Origin of the sequence: Nostoc sp., assembly GCF_036916655.1 — a bacterium.
In the GTDB taxonomy this organism is placed as follows: Bacteria; Cyanobacteriota; Cyanobacteriia; order Cyanobacteriales; family Nostocaceae; genus Nostoc.
The window spans coordinates 68823-89289 of record NZ_JBALFY010000079.1; the positions used below are offsets into that span (position 1 = coordinate 68823).

Genomic DNA, 20467 nt, shown 5'->3' on the forward strand with positions numbered 1-20467 from the left:
AGTTAAAAACTCACCCTAATACAGCAATCCCAGATAGGGGACTTCCAAATAACAAAATATCCAATTAACTCTTGTGGGGATGGACTGGGCGCTCATGTTGCCCACCCCACAATATTGGATAATTTATTTATTGGATAGTAAGGTTACAAATTAAGGTTTGACAGTGCTATTTACTGTCTGAAGTACCCGATTTACCACATCAGATGGAATCTTGGTGTAATTGAGGTCATCGTTATATTGTTGACCATCTTTCAATACCCAATTAATCCATTTTTTAATAGCATCAGCTTTAGAAGCATTAGCATACTGTTTGTAAACAATAATCCAGGTGAGTCCTACGATGGGATAACCTTGTCCTGGATCTCCTACAAAAACACGGTAGTTGTCTGGAAAATTAACAGTTGATAAAGCCGCATTTGCAGATTCTAAAGAAGGAGCAACAAATTCTCCTTTCTTATTTTGTATCAGTGCTGATTTCAGATTATTTTGGACAGCGTAGCTATATTCTACATAACCAATAGAACCAGGAGTGCGAGCTACTATAGCAGCTACACCTGGATTACCTTTACCTTTGAGAACGTTTGGTAGATTCCATTTTGGAGCAGTGTTAGCTCCAACTCTGCCTTTAAAATAACCACTGGTTGCACTCAAGTGGTTAGTGAAAATAAAAGTTGTACCGCTACCATCAGCGCGAACAGCAAATTTAATTGTTTGATCTGGTAGATTCACACCCGGATTATCAGCTTTAATTTTTGCGTCATTCCATTTGGTAATTTGACCTGAATAAATTGCTGGTAGTGTAGCGCGGGATAATTTGAGACTATTAACGCCTGGAAGATTGTAAACAACAGAAACAGCACCGCCTGCTGTAGGTACTAAAATTGCACCATTCTTGACTTGACCGATTTCATCATCTTTCATTGCAGCATCACTAGCACCAAAGTCAACGGTTCCAGCGATGACTTGACGAATACCGCCACCGCTACCAATTGCTTGGTAGTTAATTTTCAAGTCTGGATATTTTTTCTTGACTTCACGAGCATAACGTTCGTAAAGGGGAGCCGGAAAAGTTGCTCCTGCACCGTTCAAGGTTTCAGCTTGTGCGATCGCACTAAAAAATGGACTCACTGCAATAGAAGTTGTCACCACTGAAGTAACAACGACACGATTCAAAATGGCGGTCGAAAAAATCATATTACCTCTGATTAAAGGAATCTTTTCCTGCTGTAATTCCAGCCTTAAATAGGCTACATTTTTTATGGTTAAAGCTTCTTTAAAAATTGATAAACAAAAAATTAAGATGTGTTTAAATCTTACTTTTAAATATTTCTACTTATTGATCAGCTAAAAACATCTAACTTGCATAATCAAATTAGACATAACTCTTGTAGGGTGGGCAACATGAGTGCCCAGCTTATGCAATTTAAATATGGAACAGCTTATTTTATTAAATACATTAATTTAGTAAAAACATCCTGATGAAAAATTTAAGTTTAATTTAAATAAAAAATATTTTTTTACAGTTTCTATAACTTGATTTAAATGCTTTACCCACGAACAGATTTATGAAGTGTATCTACGCAGATTCAGAATCTTGCTCTTCATAATATCGTTCTTCTTGAGAAGGATGTCTTCCGTGGCAAGCATAAACACTATAGCTATCAGCAAATTGAAGAGCAGGTTCCCCTTCAGCATGAAGCATATTTTCTTCGTCAAAAGACAACTTGCAAGGGCGATCGCAGACTATACAAACCTTTTCAAATTGGAATATAAAACCACAATGTTGCATCAACTGTTGAACTACATTCCATTTTTTCTTGTCGTGTTGAAGGTTAAGAACTGATATACAAAAATCTAGCATACAACCCAAAATTGCCCGTTCTGCTGGTCTAGTCAGGTTGTTTGTAAAGTATGAAATATCAGTAAATTCAAGATCGAGCTTGTCGAGGTCGGCAATTAGTTGATGTTCAAGACATCTTCCTGTGTATGGAAAGTATGAAACTAGTGGATGACTCTCAGTTGAGTAGTACGGAAATTCAGGGTATTGAACTTGGTTCCGCAACCTGATAAAGAGATAGTCGGCAAGTTGTTGCTTTATTCCATATATAAGATGATCTACTACTCTTTTAAGGAATTTGATGTGGATCTCGCGCCCTAGATATGCCTTAAAGTTCTCAATAGTAATAATCTCCTCAATTGCGGTCATAGGACTGCTATAGAATAATATCTCAGGCTCAGGATAATCACTCACCGCATAAGCAGCTTTGATTACTGCTGCGACTTTTTCTTGCTCAATTGATTCAGTTGATATTTCTATTGATAGCCACTTATCTCTATAGACAGGAAGGATTGCCTCTTGTTCATCAGATAGTTCAGTGATGATGCATTTTGGCATATATATTTTCAGTATAAAAATAGTAAGTTGGGTTAAACAAAATGTTTATTACACAGTCACCTTTAACCATCCAAAAATATCACCTACCGTCAACTGTAACCCCTGGCAGAACTCTGGCACTGGTAAAACAGACTCAATTTCCTCAAAAGGTAAAGGTTGTTGTCCCGCAGGATAAGCAGCAATGAATCGCTCATCAGGGTCAATTAACCAACCCATTTGAGTGCCGTGATTGAGAGCGTGTAAGATTTTTTTTGTAACTTTTATATGGCTTTGTTTGGGGGAGAGAATTTCGATTATCCAGTCGGGTGCTGCGGCAAATGTATTAGAAATATCACCATTTTCATCTACAGGAAGCCTTGCCCAAGAGAATACAGCAACATCGGGAACTTATGGAACGTCCTGCATAGACGTGCGAAGCACGGCTTCCCGAAGGGTAAGTGCAACGTAATTCTGGAAAAGCCCAACCCATTTTTTGCACTTTGATAACAGAATTTATTGTATGACAAAGTTCTCCTTGAATAGTGCTATGTTTTCCTTGAGGCATAGGTTTTGGAATGATTTTACCATCGATTTACTCGCAATATGGTTTAGTTTCTGGTAGTGCGAGAAACTCTTCTATAGTCAATATTTTATTTGGTGTTTGTACCATAATTATCCTAGCTTCAACTTATGATATTTTTTTACATAGTTAGTATTTATCTTACTCTAAAATATCTTTTCAATTTACTAATCTGTCATTACCTAAATTATTTCCTGTTTGCTTGCGGCTACAATACATTACTAAAAGTATAAATAATCCTATCCCTGCCAGATATTTAATTGCATCGGGTACAATAGGATTAGGGGAGAAAAAGCCTTCGATCGCACCAGCAATAATCAACATTGGTACAATCCCAAATACTAGCTGCGCCGCTTGAGAACCGTAGAATTTCAGTGCATCCCCACGGCGATATTTACCAGGAAACAAAATTGCTCTTGCTAATAAAAATCCCGCACCTCCAGCAAAAAAGATCGCGGGTAATTCCAAGGAACCATGCGGAAACACAAAAGCCCAAAAAGGGTAAGCTAGATTATTTTGACCAACTAAAGTACCAACAGCACCAATTAATAAGCCATTAAATATCATCAAATAGGCTGTGTATGCTCCAGCCGTCATGCCACCAGCGACAGCCCCAAAAGACACTGACAGATTATTGATCGTGATACCACTGGATGCTAGAGGTTCAACACCGACAATTGAACCCATCCATAATTTATGCTCATCTCGCACCTTGGTAATCAAGCTTTCAGGTACAATCAAAGGCATAAAGCTGGGGTTTTGCCAGGAATACCACCAAGCCACTAGTGCGCCTAGTAAAAATAGCGCCGTTGCCGCAGCAATGTATACAAAAGATTTCTGGACTACAGATGGTAATCCCCAACGGTAAAATTCTAGGATTGCCTGCCATTCCTGTCGCCGGGAACCTTGGTAAATCTGCGTATAGGCACGAGTTGTTAAAGATTGTAAACTTTGGATCAAAGTATTGCCGATTTGCTGAGTGCGGGCACGTGCCAAATCTGCCGCGACTGAACGATATAAACTCGCTAACTCTCTAATCTCTGCTGCTCGTAAGGATTTTAACCCTTTTTTTTCTATCTGCTTTAATAGGGCATCTAAACGCTGCCAATTTGGTTCTCGTCGTGCAATCCAACGTTGAATATTCATGAATTTTGGGAATACTGAATTTAACTTAGCTTAAGATAGCTTCAAATTCATCTCCGTAATTTCAAGGGAAATTTATCATTATGTCTGAAAACTTTGGATCTTCCGGCCAGATACAACCACTGAGTGTCGGTAACGTTGTTAGTGCTGCTGTACGGTTGTATCGTTCTCATCTAAAGACTTATCTTAACCTGGCTGCGATCGCACACTTGTGGGTTCTAGTTCCTGTGTATGGTTGGGCAAAATATGCAGCTATCTCTGGACTAATTTCACGCTTGGCTTTTGGAGAATTGATTTACCAACCTGAAGGTGTCCAAACAGCCAGCAGCCATATTAATCCACGTCTTTGGTCATTTTTAAGGGTTGCTTTCCAAGTCGGTATATCTTTGGCTCTCATTTATTTGGGACTAGCGATCATGGGCGGTATGCTGTCTGCGTTGCTGGTAGCATTATTTGGAGGAATATTAGGTCGTGCGGGTGTTATAGTCGCAACCACATTGGCAATAATTGTGACAGCAGGCATTATATTGTCGGGAATAACTTGGTTCTACTCTCGTTGGATAGTAGCTGAAGTGCCGTTAGCAGTTGAGGAAAATATCAATGGTGGCGAAAGTGTTGCCAGAAGTTGGGAGTTAACTAAAGCCTCAGCATTTCGCATTCAGGGCGTTGTTTTAGTTGGTTTTATCGTGACATTGCCGTTGGTGTTTGTATTAAACTATATACCTAGCTTATTCCTACTCAGGCTTGAGCCTGGTACTGCTATTTACTCGATTGTCTATCTTATTTCTGTGATTGGAAGCTTGATCGGTGGAGTTTTAATCATGCCATTCTGGCAATCACTAAAAGCTGTTTTATACTTGGACTTGCGTAGTCGGCGTGAAGGTCTAGGCTTGCAATTAAGAGAACCTCCCTTGCAAGATTTTCGTTAACTCAACATCTTAATCCAACTCTATTAATTTTGAATTAGTTATATGCGCTTTTTTAATCGCATCACATTCCAGACTCCAGAAAGTGTAGAGTTGGAATTTACTTTAGCGGGAATCGGTAATCGAGCTTTGGCACTGCTGATTGACTATACAATCTTGATTGTAACCTTGCTTGTATTTTTACTTACCTGGACTGTCTTTTCAACACAACTCTTCAATTTTTTTGAAGGCTTAATTACGAATGCTCGAAATGTAGGAGTTTGGTTAATAGCAATTTTCTTCCTGATTGCATTTGCAATTTATATCGGCTATTTTGTATTTTTTGAAACCTTATGGTTTGGTCAAACTCCTGGTAAACGGGTTGCTAAAATTCGCGTAGTTCGAGATGATGGTAGACTCATCGGACTACAACAAGCAACACTACGCGCCTTACTGCGACCCTTTGATGAAACTTTGTTTATTGGCGCTTTTTTAATTATGTTAGGTAGCCGCGAAAAGCGCTTAGGTGATTTGGCTGCTGGCACAATTGTAATTCAAGCCCAAACACCCACTGCATCTGCAACATTGACAATTTCAGAACAGGCAAAAACACTCCATAAACAGTTAGTAGAGATTGCCGATTTATCACCATTGATGCCAGATGATTTTGCAGTTATTCGTGAATATTTGCAGCGACGTGGTGCAATGTCATTCAAGGCAAGAGCTTCATTATCTCTAAAGTTAGCCGAGCAAGTTGTAGCTATTATTAATTTAGAAAAATTGCCGGAAACTGTTACACCTGATGTTTTTTTAGAAGCAATTTACCTCGGTTATCAAAAACCGGAATTTTAGGTTAGAGATAGCTAAATAAAACATAATTGCCCGTAATTAGCACAGTACCCTAGCTACAATTCAGTAACTTCTGTCTGGGACTTCAGTTGAGATGAAATCAGGGGAATTTTGGGCGCAAGAAAAAATCCAATTAAACTGGCAAAAAGGATTGGTGTAAAAGGACTTAAATTAGTCAGCTTTGACAGTAGCAAAGTCGTACTTATAGGTGTACGTGTTACGGCTGCATTCAGAGCTGCCATTGTACAAATCATGGCAAGAGTGGAATTAAGCCCCGGAATTAAGATTACTACTGCTTTACCAATACAAGCACCAGTGAAAAACAGGGGGATGATGAATCCACCGCGCCACCCACCAGTTACCGTTAAGCTAATGGCAGCCATTTTACCAAGAGCAAGAGTTAAGAGAAAAACAGCACCAAAGTTAGTAGTGAGAACTGACTCTAATTCTTCATGTCCAAAATAACGGGTTAGGGGTAATAAAACTGCTAAAGTGCCAAGCGCAAACCCTGCTAATGTTGTGCGTACATAAATGGGGCCGGGAATTCGAGCAAACAGGCGATCGCAGCCGCGAAAAATGCCCATAAAAATCCATCCCACCACCGCCCCAATGATTCCGAATATGATAGCGATCGCAAAATCATCGATCTTTTCTAGGTGGTATTGGGGAAAATGCCAAGTGGGTGCAATTCCCAAATGTGTAATCGCTGCAAATACTAGATAACTAGCGCAACTTGAAACAATAGCTGGCATCAAGGCTTCGTAATATTCCACAATATGCTCATGGTGTAAAATCTCTAGGGCGAACATTGCACCGCCAAGAGGTGCGCCAAATAAAGCGGTGAAGCCAGCCGCCATCGCTGCTAAACTGATAGTTCTGAGGTCTTCACCCTGGAGTTTTAAGCGATCGGCAACCCAAGTACCAAAAGAACCTGTTACTTGTACTAGTGGTGCTTCTGGCCCAGCACTACCGCCTGCCGATATGCTGATTAGAGAAGCAAGAATCATTGAGGGATTTTTGCGAGAATCTAAGCGTCCGCCGCGAAAATGGATATTATCAACAATCACGGCAATTTCACCGGGATTTCCCAATAAATGAATCACCAGCCCAATAACTAAACCGGCTAGTGGCATCACGATCAGAAGGCTAAAACCTTCAAACCGCTGTAACTGGTGAGTTAAAAGTTCTAAAACATTCCAGTACAACGCAGCAAATAAACCACCAGCAGTGCCCACAGCTACCCAGAGGATTAGCCACTGTGAAATCATCAAGGGATTACGTTTTACCAGTCCAAAAAGTTGAGCAAATGTCCAGCGTTGAGTTTGATTGGTAGCGGTGGGCTTTTTTGGTAACACAGCTTATTTCCTATTTGTGAAACGAAGAATATAGAATATTACGTTTTTGATCGTAAAGGCTATTTAGTTCACTGGATCATCATAAAAAAGAGCTTTTAAAATAAAGTTAAAAGTAATGAGTAAGGAGTAATGAGTAGATGAAAAATGGGTATTTACTCATTACTTATTACTTATTACTCATTACTCCAGAATCACCGTGGCTTTAGCCCGGCGAGGCTGTCAACTTTCGGCAGAGATAACTAATAATCAGTAGTCAGTTATCAGGGAGTGGAAATTACTGACAATTAACTACTAACTAATTACTTAAAAATCTAAAATCGGCCAATCTGGTTCGCGATAATAGCGTGTCATGTTATCAAACTTTCGCAACTCGACGCGATCGATCGAAAATTCTGGCAAATTCAACAGCCATTGCTCATTCAATTCCGAAAGCCTTGTGCTGAAGCTTATGCGGTCTAAGTCAGATGAAACCTCCCCAAAATAGGCTAATGTAACATGGGCTGTAAAATGATAATGCTGCTCAATACCCAAAGCAATTAACTTGGGATTTTGATAAATTGTTCGACGAAATTTAATAATTTCCTCGTAGCAGCGTTCATCTTGAGGTACTAAACAAACGGCTATTGCTCTTGGCATCAGTATCAGTCCCAGCATTTGCCATTGAATTGGATGACTCCTATTTGTCATCAATTGTTGATATTGCTGAAACACTTCAGCTAAACAAGAATGTAACTCCTCGTCAAATTTGGGATTTTTTTCGTAGGCGTCAAGATAAGCGTGATCCCAAATTAAATCCGCTAAAGTCAGATGGAAGCTAGCAGGAGGTACAGGTACAATCAAATTACAGTTTACAGGCAACTGTAAAAGTTCCTGTTGGTAAGTCTGTAATTTGGCATAGAAAGCAGAGTTTTGTGATTCTTCTGCCGCAGGCGGGGTAATTAGGGTATAGCCAGGAAAGGATGCTGCTTGTCTCAGCCCAGAATGTAGCTGAAATTTAGAAGATTCCTGAATATGCTGGGCTTGGGATTTGTAGGCTTCTGGCAGCGTTAGTCGTGCTAACCGATTTAAGTAAGTTTGATAGTTGTCGTCCAATCTTCATAGCCTCACGCTCTCACTTGATAGATTTTAGGGAAAATTACCTTAATTAACAGAATGATTTCAAAAGTATTTATTTAATTTTTGGGAATAGGGAATGGGGATTGGGGACTGGGGACAGAGTAATTTCCCCTCCGCACCCTGTACCCCGCCCCTCTGCCTCTTTCAATGCCCCATGCCCATCTACTAAGAGGTTTATCTATGCCAATGTATGTTTACTGGGGTGAAGATGATTTTGCGATGGAAAAGGCGATCGCTATGCTGCGCGATCACGTCCTCGATCCTCAATGGACAAGCTTTAACTACACTGCCTTCTCCCCCGATCAAGCTGATGCTGCTATCCAGGGGCTAAATCAGGTCATGACGCCTACTTTTGGGGCTGGTGGGCGCTTGGTATGGCTGATCAATACAAGCCTGTGTCAGCACTGTCCAGAGAACGTGTTGGCAGAATTGGGGCGATCGCTACCTGTGATTCCCGAAAACTCATTTTTATTGCTCACCAGCCGCAACAAGCCAGATGAACGCCTCAAATCTACGAAATTATTAAAACAGTTTGCCACCGAATTCCGAGAATTTCCCCTGATTCCCCCTTGGAAAACAGAATTACTGGTGCAATCTGTTACTCAAGCAGCCCAGACTGTGGGTGTTAAACTAACTGCCAATACTGCCCAACTGTTGGCAGAATCCGTAGGGAATGATACACGGCTTCTTTACAATGAGTTGGAGAAATTGCGGCTATATGCCCAAGGTAGTAATCAGCCTTTAGATACAGATACCATTACAAAGTTAGTAAGAAATACTACTCAAAATAGCTTACAATTAGCAGCAGCAATCAGAACAGGAGATACAGCTAAAGCTTTGACAACCTTAGCAGATTTGAGCAATGCTTCCGAGCCGGGATTACGGATAGTTGCTACACTGATTGGACAATTTCGCACCTGGCTATGGGTGAAGATTATGATCGAAAGTGGTGAGCGCAATCAACAAGCGATCGCTCAGGCTGCTGATATCGGTAATCCCAAACGGCTCTATTTCTTACAGCAAGAAATCAGATTGCTTTCTGTGCAACAGTTAATCTCTTGCTTGCCCCTACTACTAGAATTAGAAGTGAACCTCAAGCAAGGAGCATCAGAAACATCAACACTCCAGACTAAAATAATCGAACTTTGTCAAGTATGCCGAGGAAATTGACAATCAAATATAAAAACTTGATGTATTGAACAGTTACCGGAACTTCCAACTCCGAAAATAATTCAAAGTCCTTATAATATCCCTGATGTAGTTCTGGATCACAAACTATATGAAGAAAATTTCCGATTTATTTTCTCGAACTAGCCGAAAGCGAATCCTTACACAATCATTCCTTTTCGGTGCGATCGCTACTGTGGGTGTGATTTCCAACGCTTTTTCATTCAGTTCAAAAGCTTATGGTCAAACTCCAGCACCAATCGTTAACAATAGTGAAATTGACAGCTACGCTCAAGCCGTGCTAGCAATGGAACCAGCCCGTCAAAATGCCTTTGGAGAAATTAAAAAACTTATTGGCAATGGAGAAATTCCTAAAATTGTTTGTAACGATCCTAACAGCATAAATGGTCTTCCAAAGAAGGCTCAAGATATCGCAGTAAATTACTGTACCCACGCTCAAAAAATTGTCGAAGATAATGGTTTAAAATTTGAACAGTTCAACAAAATTACTATAGAACTCCAAAATAATACTATTTTAAAGAGGCAAGTTTACAACACCCTATTACGCCTGCAACAACCTTCTGAGTCTCGGTAAGTATGAAAGGCTTTAAACCAAAGCTCGTAGTGAGTTATAGCATTTCCCGACAACACAAACGAGCTTTAAATTGCCTTGATTAAACATAGAATAGAGAGATGCAGAACACAGATATAATTGTCATTGGTAGTGGTATTGGCGGTTTAAGTTGTGCTGCTCTTTTGGCACGGTATGGCTTTAATGTAATAGTCTGCGAAAGCCACTCTATTCCTGGTGGTGCCGCCCATAGTTTTGAGCGCAACGGTTTCAAATTTGACTCTGGCCCTTCCCTCTATTCTGGACTTTCTTACAGCCCCTCTGCTAACCCTTTGCGACAAGTGCTAGATGCCATTGGTTCTGAACTACCATGCGTAACTTACGATACTTGGGGCTGTTGTCTACCAGAAGGTGATTTTGACACATCAGTTGGTGCCGAACAATTTTGTGAAGTACTGATGAAATTCCGTGGTCAGAATGCTGTAACTGAATGGCAGAAACTCCAGCGCGTTATGGAACCATTCGCTAGTGCAGCAATTTCCATACCACCAGCAGCATTACGCTTTGATCTTGGTGCAGCTAGAACTGTAGCCCCCTTTGCTCCATCTTTGGTTAAACATCTGGCAGATATCATCAAGTTGACAGGCCCCTTCAGCCGGATTATGAATGATGTTGTTAAAGACCCATTTACTCGAAACTGGCTAAATTTGCTGTGTTTTCTGCTTTCTGGACTGCCCGCAGATGGTACTAGTGCCGCAGAGGTAGCATTTATGTTTGCGGATTGGTATCGACCAGATGCAGTACTGGAATATCCCATTGGTGGTAGTGGTGCTTTAGTTGATACCCTTGTACAAGGGCTAGAGCGTCACGGAGGGAAGCTGAGATTGGGCGCTCATGTGGAGCAAGTGCTAGTAGAAGGCGATCGCGCCGTAGGTGTGCGTCTGCGCGATCGCCAGGAAATTCGGGCAAGTAAAGCAGTGATTTCTAATGCTTCGGTTTGGGACACACTGAAGCTACTACCAGAAAAGGCAATACCTAAACAGTACCGCACAAAACGACAGGCAACGCCTGAGTGCGACAGCTTTATGCATCTACATCTAGGCATTGATGCTCAAGGATTACAGTCAAATTTGCGGTGTCATTACATCGTCGTTAATAACTGGGAATTGGGCGTAAGCGCACCTCAAAATGTTGTAGTTATATCAATTCCTTCAATTCTCGATCCATCTCTAGCACCACCAGGTAAACACGTGATTCATGTGTATACTCCTGGTAATGAACCGTATGCTATCTGGCAGGGAATGGATAGACGAAAAGAAGAATATGCCGAACAAAAGCGATCGCGTGCAGAAGTAATGTGGCAAGCGCTACAGCGGATCATTCCAGATATTCGCTCTCGTTGCGAAGTCACACTTATTGGTACACCTCTAACTCACGAACGTTTTCTGCGCCGTCATCAAGGTTCCTACGGCCCAGCAATTCCGGCTGGATCTGGTATGTTTCCTGGCCCTGGCACACCTCTAGCAGGATTGATATGTTGTGGAGACTCGACATTTCCCGGTATTGGTTTACCAGCAGTCGCCGCCAGTGGGATGATTGCTGCCAATACCCTGACATCTGTTAATAAGCATTTAGCTATGCTTCAGGATATCAAGTGTATTTAATTTTCAGATTGCTATAGTTTGATTTATTCTTGCCGATTTACTTCTTGGTTTACAAACTTGTTCTAATCCACCAACTTATCTTCTCCAAATTAGAATCTATTTCCTGCCAAAAGCTTGCTGAAGAGTCTGCTTCTCTTGCTACTGTAAGTATTTTATCTATACTGTCAAAGTTTTTTTCAATCAACTGCTTATCTAGTTTAGGAATATCTAATTTAAGATACTTCAGACGGTTGGGTAACTCTACTTTCTCTTTTGTCGGCAAGTGAGAAATCCGATCAACTTGTTCTAGAATTTTGTCTACTGATGCAATGATTTCTTGTAAGTTTGGCTTTTTCGTTTGTAATTGTAAATCTTTTTCTTCAAAGGTTTCTTCTTGATTATCTAACTTTACCGTGATTATTTTGACGAAGAAAATATTGTAATCTACCCCAATAACTTCACCAATTTGATTGTAATATTTTCCACTTTTATTTATCAGTACTATGTCACCTTTCTCAATTCTGTTGTTCATGATTTATATAGTCTTTGAATTAAGTTGCAAAATTTATCAATTGCTAATTTTACTAGACTACTAATCTAGTAGGCAATTTGATGCTAAGGCTTACTTACAGGGAGCATCCGAATTTTGCAAGAACTCTAAAGAATTGGGATAGGGACAATGCCCTACGGGAAGCCGCTTGACATCTACATAAATTGTCCGTACAAAGGGTTTCAGGTAATTATCACACTACCCACAGTTGAGTAAAACGTTCAGCCGTCCATCCAACAATATCTGATACTTGACCATCACCAATTTCTACAATCCGTTTAGTACCATCTGTACGATCTATTACATCCACAGAGAAAAACTGACTTCTAATCCGGTTGGCACACTCAGAAACAATCTCTGGAATTTCTTCATCTGGTAAAGCGGCAAAAGGTTTACCATATACGACAAAGTAACGCCTCTCGGTTTCAGGCACAAAATCTTCAATCCGCCGCACACAAATACCTCCCTCAATACTGCCTCGAAACCTCTGCATTTCGACAACCACTGTTTCGATTTCCGAAGCTTTATCAATCATCGATCCAACTGAGGTTTTGAGAGATTTAACATAATCTTTGATAAAAAATCTATTCCAGCCAAGTCGATTCAACTCAGTTTCTAAATCATCATCGACGGAATAAAATTTAGTCTCTGGAGTTAAATCAGTAATCAGGGGATACCAGTTTATCAGATAGTGTGTGGCTAAATACTCAGCTTTAGAAGTTAAGACACTTGCTCCTGTACTCTCTACAACCCCAACTAATAGCTCATAATCGGAGGGCGAGAGCATCCAACCACGATAAATCACTTTTGAATCAGGAGTAGGAACTGGGATAATTTTTGATGAATCAGATCCCAGAGACTCCAAAGAAATAACGGAAGTTGCAAACCCAGCATTTTGTATACAAGCAACTTGCTCCAAGTATGCTGCATCCGCTTTCTTAGGATTGAAGTAATCACTGGGAAAAAGAAATCTCACGGTATTTAGATTGAATATATAGGTAATTACTGATTATAGTAGGACTTTCAAAAAATCAAATCACTAGTAAATCATAATGATAATTATCGCGCAGTGTAACAACATCACCTCGAACTTGAGGTGCGTTAGGATGAATATCCGTAACGTACATTAATGGCATGGCAAGCTTAAAATAGTGCATTAAACGTAGGTTAGACATCTCCGAAAAAGAATGTAGAGACGTAGCAGTGCTACGTCTCTACAAGGGTTATGGGTGACGCATATTTAATTTCTGGAGATGTCTAAAATGGTATCAGCTTTGAGTCACAGGCTCTTTCGCCAAGAACTTCTCTAATTCTGTCAGCGCATCAGCATCAACCTTAGTTTGCATTGGGCAGAACTTAGGCCCACACATCGAACAAAACTCAGCAGTTTTATAGATATCTGCTGGTAGAGTTTCATCGTGATATTCCTTAGCTCTCTCTGGATCGAGTGATAATTCAAACTGACGGTTCCAATCAAAGTTGTAACGCGCCTTAGAAAGTTCATCATCTCTATCCCTTGCACCAGAGCGATGTCTAGCAATATCAGCCGCATGAGCTGCTATTTTATAGGCAATCAAACCATTTCTGACATCTTCGGCATTTGGTAGACCCAAATGTTCTTTAGGTGTTACATAGCACAACATTGCAGTTCCGTACCATCCAGCCATTGCTGCCCCAATCGCTGAAGTGATATGGTCATAACCAGGAGCAATATCTGTCACCAATGGCCCCAAAACATAGAAAGGTGCTTCCGAACACTCTTCCATCTGCTTACGGACGTTGAACTCAATTTGATCCATTGGGACGTGTCCAGGCCCTTCCACCATCACCTGTACATCATCTTCCCAGGCTTTGCGAGTTAGCTGTCCCAAGGTTTTCAATTCAGCTAATTGTGCTTCATCCGAGGCATCATGGGTGCAGCCGGGACGCAGGGAATCTCCTAAACTGAAGGAGACATCGTATTTTTTGAAAATCTCAATAATGTCTTGGAAGTGGGTATAAAGTGGGTTTTGTTTGTGGTGATGTAGCATCCAGCGCGCCAAAATACCGCCACCGCGAGAGACAATCCCAGTGATGCGATTTCTCACCAAAGGTAAATGCTCAATCAAAATCCCTGCGTGGATAGTTTGATAGTCTACTCCTTGCTGGGCGTGTTTTTCGATGATATGGAGAAAGTCATCAGCAGTCAGGTTCTCAATTGTGCCGTGGACACTTTCTAAAGCTTGGTACACCGGTACTGTACCAATGGGAACAGGTGAAGCTTTAATAATCGCGGTACGAATTTCATCCAAGTTACCGCCGCCTGTGGATAAATCCATCACGGTATCAGCACCGTATTTCACCGCTAGGTTTAGCTTATCAACTTCTTCTTGAAGATTAGAAGAATTGGGAGAAGCGCCAATATTAGCATTTACTTTACATTTAGAGGCGATGCCAATAGCCATCGGCTCTAAATTCGTGTGATTAATATTAGCTGGGATAATCATTCTTCCCCGCGCTACTTCCTCACGAATGAGATCGGCAGGGAGATTTTCCCGTTGGGCGACGTAGTGCATTTCTTCAGTGATAACACCTTGGCGGGCGTAGTGCATTTGAGATACATTAGCCTGCCCACGCCGTTTAGCAACCCATTCTGTCCGCATATTGTCATTCCTCAATAAACAGCTTCCCTCCGCTGGTATTACCCAGACTCAGGTGTTAAGGGTGTGATCTCAGCCTGGTTATGTAGGCACCCCTAGCATGGATGTAGTGTACCACTTTGGTTATATCTGGGGGTAAGGGTGTGAAAAATTTATGCTGTTTTTTCGGAGTCTGGCGATTTCTACGACGGGCTGCGCCTACGCTGTTTCTGTTGAATAATATCTAATACTGCCTTGTGGATTTCCTCTGGAGTCATTGAAGCGGGATAAGTCGCAGAGGGAGGTTTTGCCGTCAAACGATCTGCAAGTGCGTAAAAAGCCTCTTGATCGTCTTGGTGTGCAATGACGTAGGCGCGTAATTCTGCCTTGCTCATAGCATCAAAGTTTGGTTTACTCATGGATATTCCCAGTTGCCATCACGACTAATCAGAATTTCTATATCTTCTCCAGCCAAGATGAATATTTTTCCAGTGCGCTCATCCAGACGCACCACACATTTTAGCCCTTGTGCTGCTGTTGGAAGAATAGCCGCTCCTTTGATATAAAAGCTTATCTATATTTTATAGTAATTTAATGGAGCTAAAGTGATACCTTAGTCTGTTAATTTGGCGTAGTTTCTAGATAGACATATCGCTGAGATTTATGGCTATTAATGTGCAAACATCTTGTAGTTTAACAAGCTGTAACTCGAACATCATACGAAAGGCGATCGCACTTCCTCACACCCTTTAAGTAAAAGCTTTTAACTACCAGGTATTATGCGATCGCCTTAATTTTGTACGGTTGGCTCATCCAATTAGACTACAACGATATTGGTTGCGCTTAGTGACAGTCCAATACTGATTTGCGCGAATTGCACCTGAGAAAAGGCACTACCACTGCCATCTCGATCAAAGAACAGTGCGCCCGTATTATTGTCGTAAATAAATCGTTGAGCGATCGCAGTCGCAGTTGAACCGATGGTAAACTTACTAGCAGAGAGTGTACCTACTGCTAAAGAGCCACCAAAACCAGCAGCCCATACCTGAATAACTTCATCAGTCGGGTTGAAATCAGCAAGGGTATCAATGCCTTCATTGTAATTATTGAACGCAAAAGTATCAGTGCCATCTCCCCCGTACAGAACATCATTGCCTCTTCCTCCAGTCAGGAGATCGTTGCCATTATACCCATAGAGGACATCGCCACTATTACCCCCTACAATCTTGTCAGCGTAGGCTGTACCACTGATATTTAATTGTTGAATATTCTTGTAGCTAACTTGATTTGTGCCAGATGTAATCAAGCCTTGGTTAGTGGTTGCATTGAAAGTTGAGGTGATTCCTTGAGTAGTATAGTTACTGTAATTGACTTCCAAAAGATCGGAACCTGCACCCCCATTTATCGTTTGAGTCACCAAAACAGCAGAGGCGGTAGATGGGGCACTCAAATAGAAAGAATCATCGCCATTTCCACCATTCAGGGTGTTAGCGCCTTTGGTTGAATATGCGTAAAAGGTATCGTTACCATCGCCTCCATTTACGATGTTATTACCAGACGAATAAGAAACATCAAGGTAATCGTTACCTCCACCGCCACTAATCGTATCATTGCCAGAAGTACCGCCATTGAGTACATCTTCGCTATTGCCTCCCACAATATTGTCAGCGTAGGCTGTACCGGTGATATTGAATCGTTCAATATTGTTGTAGTTAACTCGACTCGTACCAGCTGTAATCGAGCCTTGGTTAGTGGTTGCATTGAAAGTCGAGGTGATTCCTTTGGTAGTGTAGTTACTGTAATTAACTTCCAAAAAATCCGAACCAGAACCCCCATTTATCGTTTGAGTTACTAAAACAGAAGGGGGAGTAGATGGGGCGCTTAAATAGAAAGAGTCATCGCCATCTCCTCCATTCAGGGTGTTAGCACCATTGACTCTATAGGCGTAAAATTTATCAGAACCAGTTCCGCCAAAAACAGTATTTTTGCCAAAACTATCCTGAATTGAAATTTCATCATTTCCGGTATCTCCATAGAGGGTGTTATTTCCTGAAGAATTAGAAACATCTAAATAATCATTCTCGCTTCCGCCCTTGAGGATATTATTGCCAGTGGTAGCTGTGGCATAAATTTGATCGCTTTCAGAACCGCCGTCTAAAAGGTTATTTCCTGAAGAATTAGAAACATCTAAATAATCATCCCCACTTCCGCCCTTGAGGGTATTATTGCCAGTGGTAGCTGTAGCATAAAGTCTATCGCTCTCAGAGTCGCCGTCTAAGAGGTTTTTGCCAGAAGAATTGCTAATATTGAGGATATCATCGCCCCCGAAGCCATAAAGGCTGTCACCACCGCCAAAGCCATAGAGGCTGTCATTAGCGTTAGTACCGTTGATAATTGTCATAACTTCTATCTACCCAAATCAATTTTTGAGAAACTTGAGATATTAACTATGCGGTTATTGCTGTTTTAAGGCACAACAAATTAGCCGAAATTTAGCTTTTTCGGTATAGTTTATGCCGACCTGAAAACACTACTTTTTCAGTGTTATTCAGCTTTTTACTGGCTGACAAGCATTATTCAGCTAACCTGCTACATACGAGCATTAGTTAATTTCATTACTATAGTGTCTGTTTATTTAAGTGTCACTACTTGGAATAGCATTTTCTATACTTCACCTTAATTGTCGATGTTTGTACTTTTTAGAGTAAGTTTTTGCGTATTATTACTAATATCAAGACTAATTGTAAAAGTAAGATGTACTCTTGCAACACCGATTAAATAAGCCTTAAGGTGATGTCTGGGTTGGGTTAAAAGCGATCACTAACAGATAAATATCTGCAATATCAGGTCAAAGAACCCAGGATAATGAATCATAATTAATCTCTATAGCTTTGAGTTATCAGCCATCAGCCACCAGTTACAAACCGGAAGCTGAGATGCCGAATACTCAAGGTTTTTGATTCAACTTAACGAATTGACTATGAATTCTGAACAAATCAAAAATTCTCTAAATATTTCGCCAGCGATACGGGTGGGAGTACTGGGTTTTGGCGGACTCGGACAAGCAGCCGCCAAGGTACTTGCTGGCAAACGAGAAATGATTTTAGTCGCAGCAGCAGACCAAAAAGGTTACGCTTATGCTGCTGAAGGTTTAAATACTGAAAAATCCGTTGTAACCTATCAAGCCCAAGGTTCGGTGGGTTATTTAGAGCCAATTGGTACATTAACAAATCAAAGTATTCAGGATTTAATCGAAATAGCTGAAGTAGATGGGTATTTTTTGGCTTTACCCAACCTACCTAATGACTTTATTCCCAATGTCGCTAAGGAATTTATCAAATCTGGTTGGCGTGGGGTACTAGTAGATGCAATTAAACGCACCACTGCTGTAGAACAACTCCTAGCGATGAAGGAGGAACTACAAGCTGCTGGAATTACCTACATGACAGGATGCGGTGCTACACCTGGACTATTAACAGCAGCAGCAGCATTAGCTGCCCAAAGCTACGCCGAAATTCATCAAGTTGAAATTACCTTTGGGGTGGGAATTGCTAACTGGGAAGCTTACCGCGCCACTGTTCGGGAAGATATCGGCCACATGCCTGGTTACACAGTGGAAACTGCTAGAGCGATGACTGATGCCGAGGTAGAAGCACTATTAGATAAAACTAATGGCGTGCTTACCTTGACAAATATGGAACACGCTGATGATGTGATGTTAGAAGTAGCTGGGATAGTGGGACGCGATCGCGTTACAGTTGGTGGTGTCGTCGATACCCGCAATCCCAAAAAGCCTCTCAGCACCAATGTGAAGGTAACAGGACGTACCTTTGAAGGCAAGATTTCCACCCATACATTTACCCTGGGAGATGAAACCAGTATGGCAGCCAATGTCTGCGGCCCTGCCTTCGGCTATCTCAAAGCTGGTAGACAATTGCACCAACGTGGCATCTATGGAATATTCACCGCCGCCGAAATTATGCCGCAATTTGTTAGGTAAGTAGGGGACTGGGGACTGGGAAAGAAGCAAGGGAGCAGGGAGCAAGGGAGAAGAGTTTTCCCCTCTGCCCCCCGCACCCTGCCCCTCTGCCTCTTCTCAATGCCCAATACCCAATCCCCAATTCTTATAATAGAACTTCAGTGCTGATAAATCGGAGGTAAGTGTGACCACTACGGTACACTGGCAAGAAAGAGTTGGTAATCAAAGGGATTGGATTTGGCGGGGCTGGCAAACTCGCTACACTTACATTCGTTCTAGCCAAAATCACCACAATACAACACCGCTAATTTTGTTACATGGCTTTGGCGCTTCCATTGGTCATTGGCGACATAATTTAGAAGTTTTGGGTGAACATCACACAGTTTACGCAATCGATATGTTGGGTTTTGGCGCTTCTGAAAAAGCCGCAGCTAATTACAGCATCGAACTCTGGGTTGAGCAAGTTTACGATTTCTGGAAAACATTTATCCGTCAACCAGCGATATTAATAGGCAATTCTAACGGTTCACTGATTTCGATGGCCGCCGCCGCCACCCACCCCGATATGGTGCTGGGTATGGTAATGATGAGTTTACCCGACCCTTCACTAGAACAAGAAGCAATTCCTCCTGTGTTGCGCCCACTTGTCACAGCAATTAAAAATGTTGTTGCTTCGCCGTTGATACTTAAACCTATATTTAACTTCGTGCGCCGTCCTGGGGTGCTGCGTCGCTGGGCTGGTATCGCTTACGCTAACCCAGAGGCGATTACTGATGAACTCATTGAAATTTTAGCAGGGCCTCCCCAAGATCGGGGTTCTGCGAGGGCGTTTAGTGCTTTGTTCAAAGCTGCGATCGGAATTAATTTTAGTCCCAGTGTCAAGGTAGTATTACCAACCTTAACAATTCCGATGCTGTTAATTTGGGGACAAAAAGACCGATTTGTGCCGCCAGCCCTTGCTAACCAATTCGCCCAATACAACAAAAAATTGGAAGTGCTGAATCTGGAGGATGTCGGGCATTGTCCCCATGATGAATGTCCAGAACTAGTTAACCAAGCGATTTTAGACTGGATTGAGAAATGGATTGGCGTAGACGAAGCCCGCCGCAGGCGTCGGCAACCATTGATTATTCCTTAAATGTTATGGTTATGCAATGGGTGCGATCGCATCAGCAATACCTACTCAATCGTCGTTTGACTAGAGTCAACATCTGTCGCGCCATTCACTGAACGCGCCACGGAAATTACCTTATTGAGAATTTCCTGACTGGGAACTTTACCTTTCAACACTACAGTGCTACCCGTTTGAGCCACCCAAAGGGTATTAACGTCGTCAATTTGAGGGTCTTCATCAAATGCCAACGCTACCCGTTTGGCTAAACCACTTTGGTCATATTCTCCGCTTAATCCTAGACGTTCTGGGGGTATCGATTGCGTCGCAGTAGCAACATCACTACTAGGAGCTTGCTGTATAGCCTGTGGAGCCGGATTTACTTCTGCATTTTCAGGTTTTTCCAATCCAAACAATCTTTGTAACCAACCCATAAAAACTTTTCTCCTTAGTTAGAGGCTTATCAAGCTTGAGTATAAAAGCTTTACAAGAATGCCACATCTGCC

General features: G+C 41.6%; 20 protein-coding genes, 1 pseudogene and 1 riboswitch. Of the genes and pseudogenes, 7 read left to right on the forward strand and 14 right to left on the reverse strand.

What is annotated here, in order from left to right:
* Positions 1 to 150: 150 nt before the first annotated feature.
* The 4 genes and pseudogenes from pstS to V7L31_RS22255 form a co-directional block, all read right to left on the reverse strand.
* Positions 151 to 1194, reverse strand: a complete 1044-nt coding sequence (gene pstS / locus V7L31_RS22240) for a phosphate ABC transporter substrate-binding protein PstS (protein ID WP_334698274.1) — start codon at positions 1192 to 1194, stop codon at positions 151 to 153.
* 382 nt (positions 1195 to 1576) lie between these two features.
* Positions 1577 to 2395 carry a DUF6745 domain-containing protein gene (locus V7L31_RS22245; RefSeq protein WP_334698275.1) on the reverse strand — a complete coding sequence of 273 codons (819 nt, stop codon included), beginning with the start codon at positions 2393 to 2395 and terminating at the stop codon, positions 1577 to 1579.
* A 48-nt stretch (positions 2396 to 2443) separates the two neighbouring features.
* Positions 2444 to 3044, reverse strand: a pseudogene (locus V7L31_RS22250) (Uma2 family endonuclease).
* Positions 3045 to 3113: 69 nt separating this feature from the next.
* Entirely contained in the window at positions 3114 to 4100 is a 987-nt protein-coding gene (locus V7L31_RS22255; RefSeq protein WP_334698276.1) for a stage II sporulation protein M, read from the reverse strand.
* Between the two features lie 80 nt (positions 4101 to 4180).
* On the opposite strand from V7L31_RS22255, the gene V7L31_RS22260 reads away from it, so the two are divergent.
* A complete protein-coding gene (locus tag V7L31_RS22260; RefSeq protein WP_334698277.1) occupies positions 4181 to 5026 on the forward strand; it encodes a hypothetical protein in 846 nt (281 codons plus the stop codon).
* A 42-nt stretch (positions 5027 to 5068) separates the two neighbouring features.
* Positions 5069 to 5854 (forward strand): RDD family protein, encoded by a 786-nt coding sequence (locus tag V7L31_RS22265; protein ID WP_334698278.1) that lies wholly within the window; start codon positions 5069 to 5071, stop codon positions 5852 to 5854.
* 53 nt (positions 5855 to 5907) lie between these two features.
* Here the strand turns inward: V7L31_RS22265 and V7L31_RS22270 are convergent, their stop codons facing one another.
* Entirely contained in the window at positions 5908 to 7206 is a 1299-nt protein-coding gene (locus tag V7L31_RS22270; RefSeq protein WP_334698279.1) for a chloride channel protein, read from the reverse strand.
* 303 nt (positions 7207 to 7509) lie between these two features.
* Positions 7510 to 8298 carry a DUF1868 domain-containing protein gene (locus tag V7L31_RS22275; protein WP_334698280.1) on the reverse strand — a complete coding sequence of 263 codons (789 nt, stop codon included), beginning with the start codon at positions 8296 to 8298 and terminating at the stop codon, positions 7510 to 7512.
* Positions 8299 to 8502: 204 nt separating this feature from the next.
* Here V7L31_RS22275 and holA point away from each other — a divergent pair, with 204 nt between their 5' ends.
* The 3 genes from holA (at position 8503) to V7L31_RS22290 (ending at position 11724) form a co-directional block, all read left to right on the forward strand.
* On the forward strand, positions 8503 to 9492 hold the full coding sequence (gene holA / locus V7L31_RS22280) for a DNA polymerase III subunit delta (RefSeq protein ID WP_334698281.1): 990 nt from the start codon (positions 8503 to 8505) through the stop codon (positions 9490 to 9492).
* A gap of 109 nt (positions 9493 to 9601) precedes the next feature.
* Positions 9602 to 10084 (forward strand): DUF4168 domain-containing protein, encoded by a 483-nt coding sequence (locus tag V7L31_RS22285; protein WP_334698282.1) that lies wholly within the window; start codon positions 9602 to 9604, stop codon positions 10082 to 10084.
* 98 nt (positions 10085 to 10182) lie between these two features.
* Positions 10183 to 11724, forward strand: a complete 1542-nt coding sequence (locus V7L31_RS22290; protein ID WP_334698283.1) for a phytoene desaturase family protein — start codon at positions 10183 to 10185, stop codon at positions 11722 to 11724.
* 49 nt (positions 11725 to 11773) lie between these two features.
* Here V7L31_RS22290 and V7L31_RS22295 read toward each other — a convergent pair whose 3' ends face one another.
* From V7L31_RS22295 to V7L31_RS22320, 7 genes are all read right to left on the reverse strand, one after another.
* Positions 11774 to 12235: a hypothetical protein gene (locus tag V7L31_RS22295; RefSeq protein WP_334698284.1), complete on the reverse strand. Its 462-nt coding sequence runs from the start codon at positions 12233 to 12235 to the stop codon at positions 11774 to 11776.
* Between the two features lie 211 nt (positions 12236 to 12446).
* Positions 12447 to 13229, reverse strand: a complete 783-nt coding sequence (locus V7L31_RS22300) for an ATP-grasp domain-containing protein (RefSeq protein ID WP_334698285.1) — start codon at positions 13227 to 13229, stop codon at positions 12447 to 12449.
* Positions 13230 to 13284: 55 nt separating this feature from the next.
* A complete protein-coding gene (locus V7L31_RS22305; RefSeq protein WP_334698286.1) occupies positions 13285 to 13428 on the reverse strand; it encodes a hypothetical protein in 144 nt (47 codons plus the stop codon).
* Between the two features lie 93 nt (positions 13429 to 13521).
* Positions 13522 to 14895, reverse strand: a complete 1374-nt coding sequence (gene thiC, locus V7L31_RS22310; protein ID WP_334698287.1) for a phosphomethylpyrimidine synthase — start codon at positions 14893 to 14895, stop codon at positions 13522 to 13524.
* A gap of 7 nt (positions 14896 to 14902) precedes the next feature.
* A riboswitch (TPP riboswitch) is annotated at positions 14903 to 14999 on the reverse strand.
* A 75-nt stretch (positions 15000 to 15074) separates the two neighbouring features.
* Positions 15075 to 15290: a DUF6887 family protein gene (locus V7L31_RS22315; RefSeq protein ID WP_334698288.1), complete on the reverse strand. Its 216-nt coding sequence runs from the start codon at positions 15288 to 15290 to the stop codon at positions 15075 to 15077.
* Positions 15287 to 15385, reverse strand: coding sequence for a DUF6888 family protein (locus V7L31_RS32685; protein ID WP_442944468.1), 99 nt, complete (start codon positions 15383 to 15385; stop codon positions 15287 to 15289). Before V7L31_RS32685 ends, V7L31_RS22315 begins: the two co-directional genes overlap by 4 nt.
* Before the next feature lie 303 nt (positions 15386 to 15688).
* A complete protein-coding gene (locus V7L31_RS22320; RefSeq protein ID WP_334698289.1) occupies positions 15689 to 17272 on the reverse strand; it encodes a beta strand repeat-containing protein in 1584 nt (527 codons plus the stop codon).
* Between the two features lie 579 nt (positions 17273 to 17851).
* Between V7L31_RS22320 and bioU the strand changes: the two genes are divergently transcribed.
* Complete coding sequence (gene bioU, locus V7L31_RS22325; RefSeq protein WP_334698290.1) at positions 17852 to 18871, forward strand: (S)-8-amino-7-oxononanoate synthase BioU; 1020 nt, start codon at positions 17852 to 17854, stop codon at positions 18869 to 18871.
* Positions 18872 to 19034: 163 nt separating this feature from the next.
* Entirely contained in the window at positions 19035 to 19988 is a 954-nt protein-coding gene (locus tag V7L31_RS22330; protein ID WP_334698291.1) for an alpha/beta fold hydrolase, read from the forward strand.
* A gap of 41 nt (positions 19989 to 20029) precedes the next feature.
* Here the strand turns inward: V7L31_RS22330 and V7L31_RS22335 are convergent, their stop codons facing one another.
* A complete protein-coding gene (locus V7L31_RS22335) occupies positions 20030 to 20395 on the reverse strand; it encodes a BON domain-containing protein (protein WP_334698292.1) in 366 nt (121 codons plus the stop codon).
* Positions 20396 to 20467 lie beyond the last annotated feature (72 nt).

What these genes read in the sequence shown, in the direction of transcription:
- V7L31_RS22255 (WP_334698276.1), bottom strand. Translation starts at nt 4,100, where the DNA reads ATGAATATTCAACGTTGGATTGCACGACGAGAACCAAATTGGCAGCGT.
- bioU (WP_334698290.1), top strand. Translation starts at nt 17,852, where the DNA reads ATGAATTCTGAACAAATCAAAAATTCTCTAAATATTTCGCCAGCGATA.
- holA (WP_334698281.1), top strand. Translation starts at nt 8,503, where the DNA reads ATGCCAATGTATGTTTACTGGGGTGAAGATGATTTTGCGATGGAAAAG.
- V7L31_RS22245 (WP_334698275.1), bottom strand. Translation starts at nt 2,395, where the DNA reads ATGCCAAAATGCATCATCACTGAACTATCTGATGAACAAGAGGCAATC.
- V7L31_RS22295 (WP_334698284.1), bottom strand. Translation starts at nt 12,235, where the DNA reads ATGAACAACAGAATTGAGAAAGGTGACATAGTACTGATAAATAAAAGT.
- V7L31_RS22320 (WP_334698289.1), bottom strand. Translation starts at nt 17,272, where the DNA reads ATGACAATTATCAACGGTACTAACGCTAATGACAGCCTCTATGGCTTT.
- V7L31_RS22335 (WP_334698292.1), bottom strand. Translation starts at nt 20,395, where the DNA reads ATGGGTTGGTTACAAAGATTGTTTGGATTGGAAAAACCTGAAAATGCA.
- V7L31_RS22285 (WP_334698282.1), top strand. Translation starts at nt 9,602, where the DNA reads ATGAAGAAAATTTCCGATTTATTTTCTCGAACTAGCCGAAAGCGAATC.
- V7L31_RS22305 (WP_334698286.1), bottom strand. Translation starts at nt 13,428, where the DNA reads ATGTCTAACCTACGTTTAATGCACTATTTTAAGCTTGCCATGCCATTA.
- V7L31_RS22315 (WP_334698288.1), bottom strand. Translation starts at nt 15,290, where the DNA reads ATGAGTAAACCAAACTTTGATGCTATGAGCAAGGCAGAATTACGCGCC.
- thiC (WP_334698287.1), bottom strand. Translation starts at nt 14,895, where the DNA reads ATGCGGACAGAATGGGTTGCTAAACGGCGTGGGCAGGCTAATGTATCT.
- pstS (WP_334698274.1), bottom strand. Translation starts at nt 1,194, where the DNA reads ATGATTTTTTCGACCGCCATTTTGAATCGTGTCGTTGTTACTTCAGTG.
- V7L31_RS22290 (WP_334698283.1), top strand. Translation starts at nt 10,183, where the DNA reads ATGCAGAACACAGATATAATTGTCATTGGTAGTGGTATTGGCGGTTTA.
- V7L31_RS22265 (WP_334698278.1), top strand. Translation starts at nt 5,069, where the DNA reads ATGCGCTTTTTTAATCGCATCACATTCCAGACTCCAGAAAGTGTAGAG.
- V7L31_RS22260 (WP_334698277.1), top strand. Translation starts at nt 4,181, where the DNA reads ATGTCTGAAAACTTTGGATCTTCCGGCCAGATACAACCACTGAGTGTC.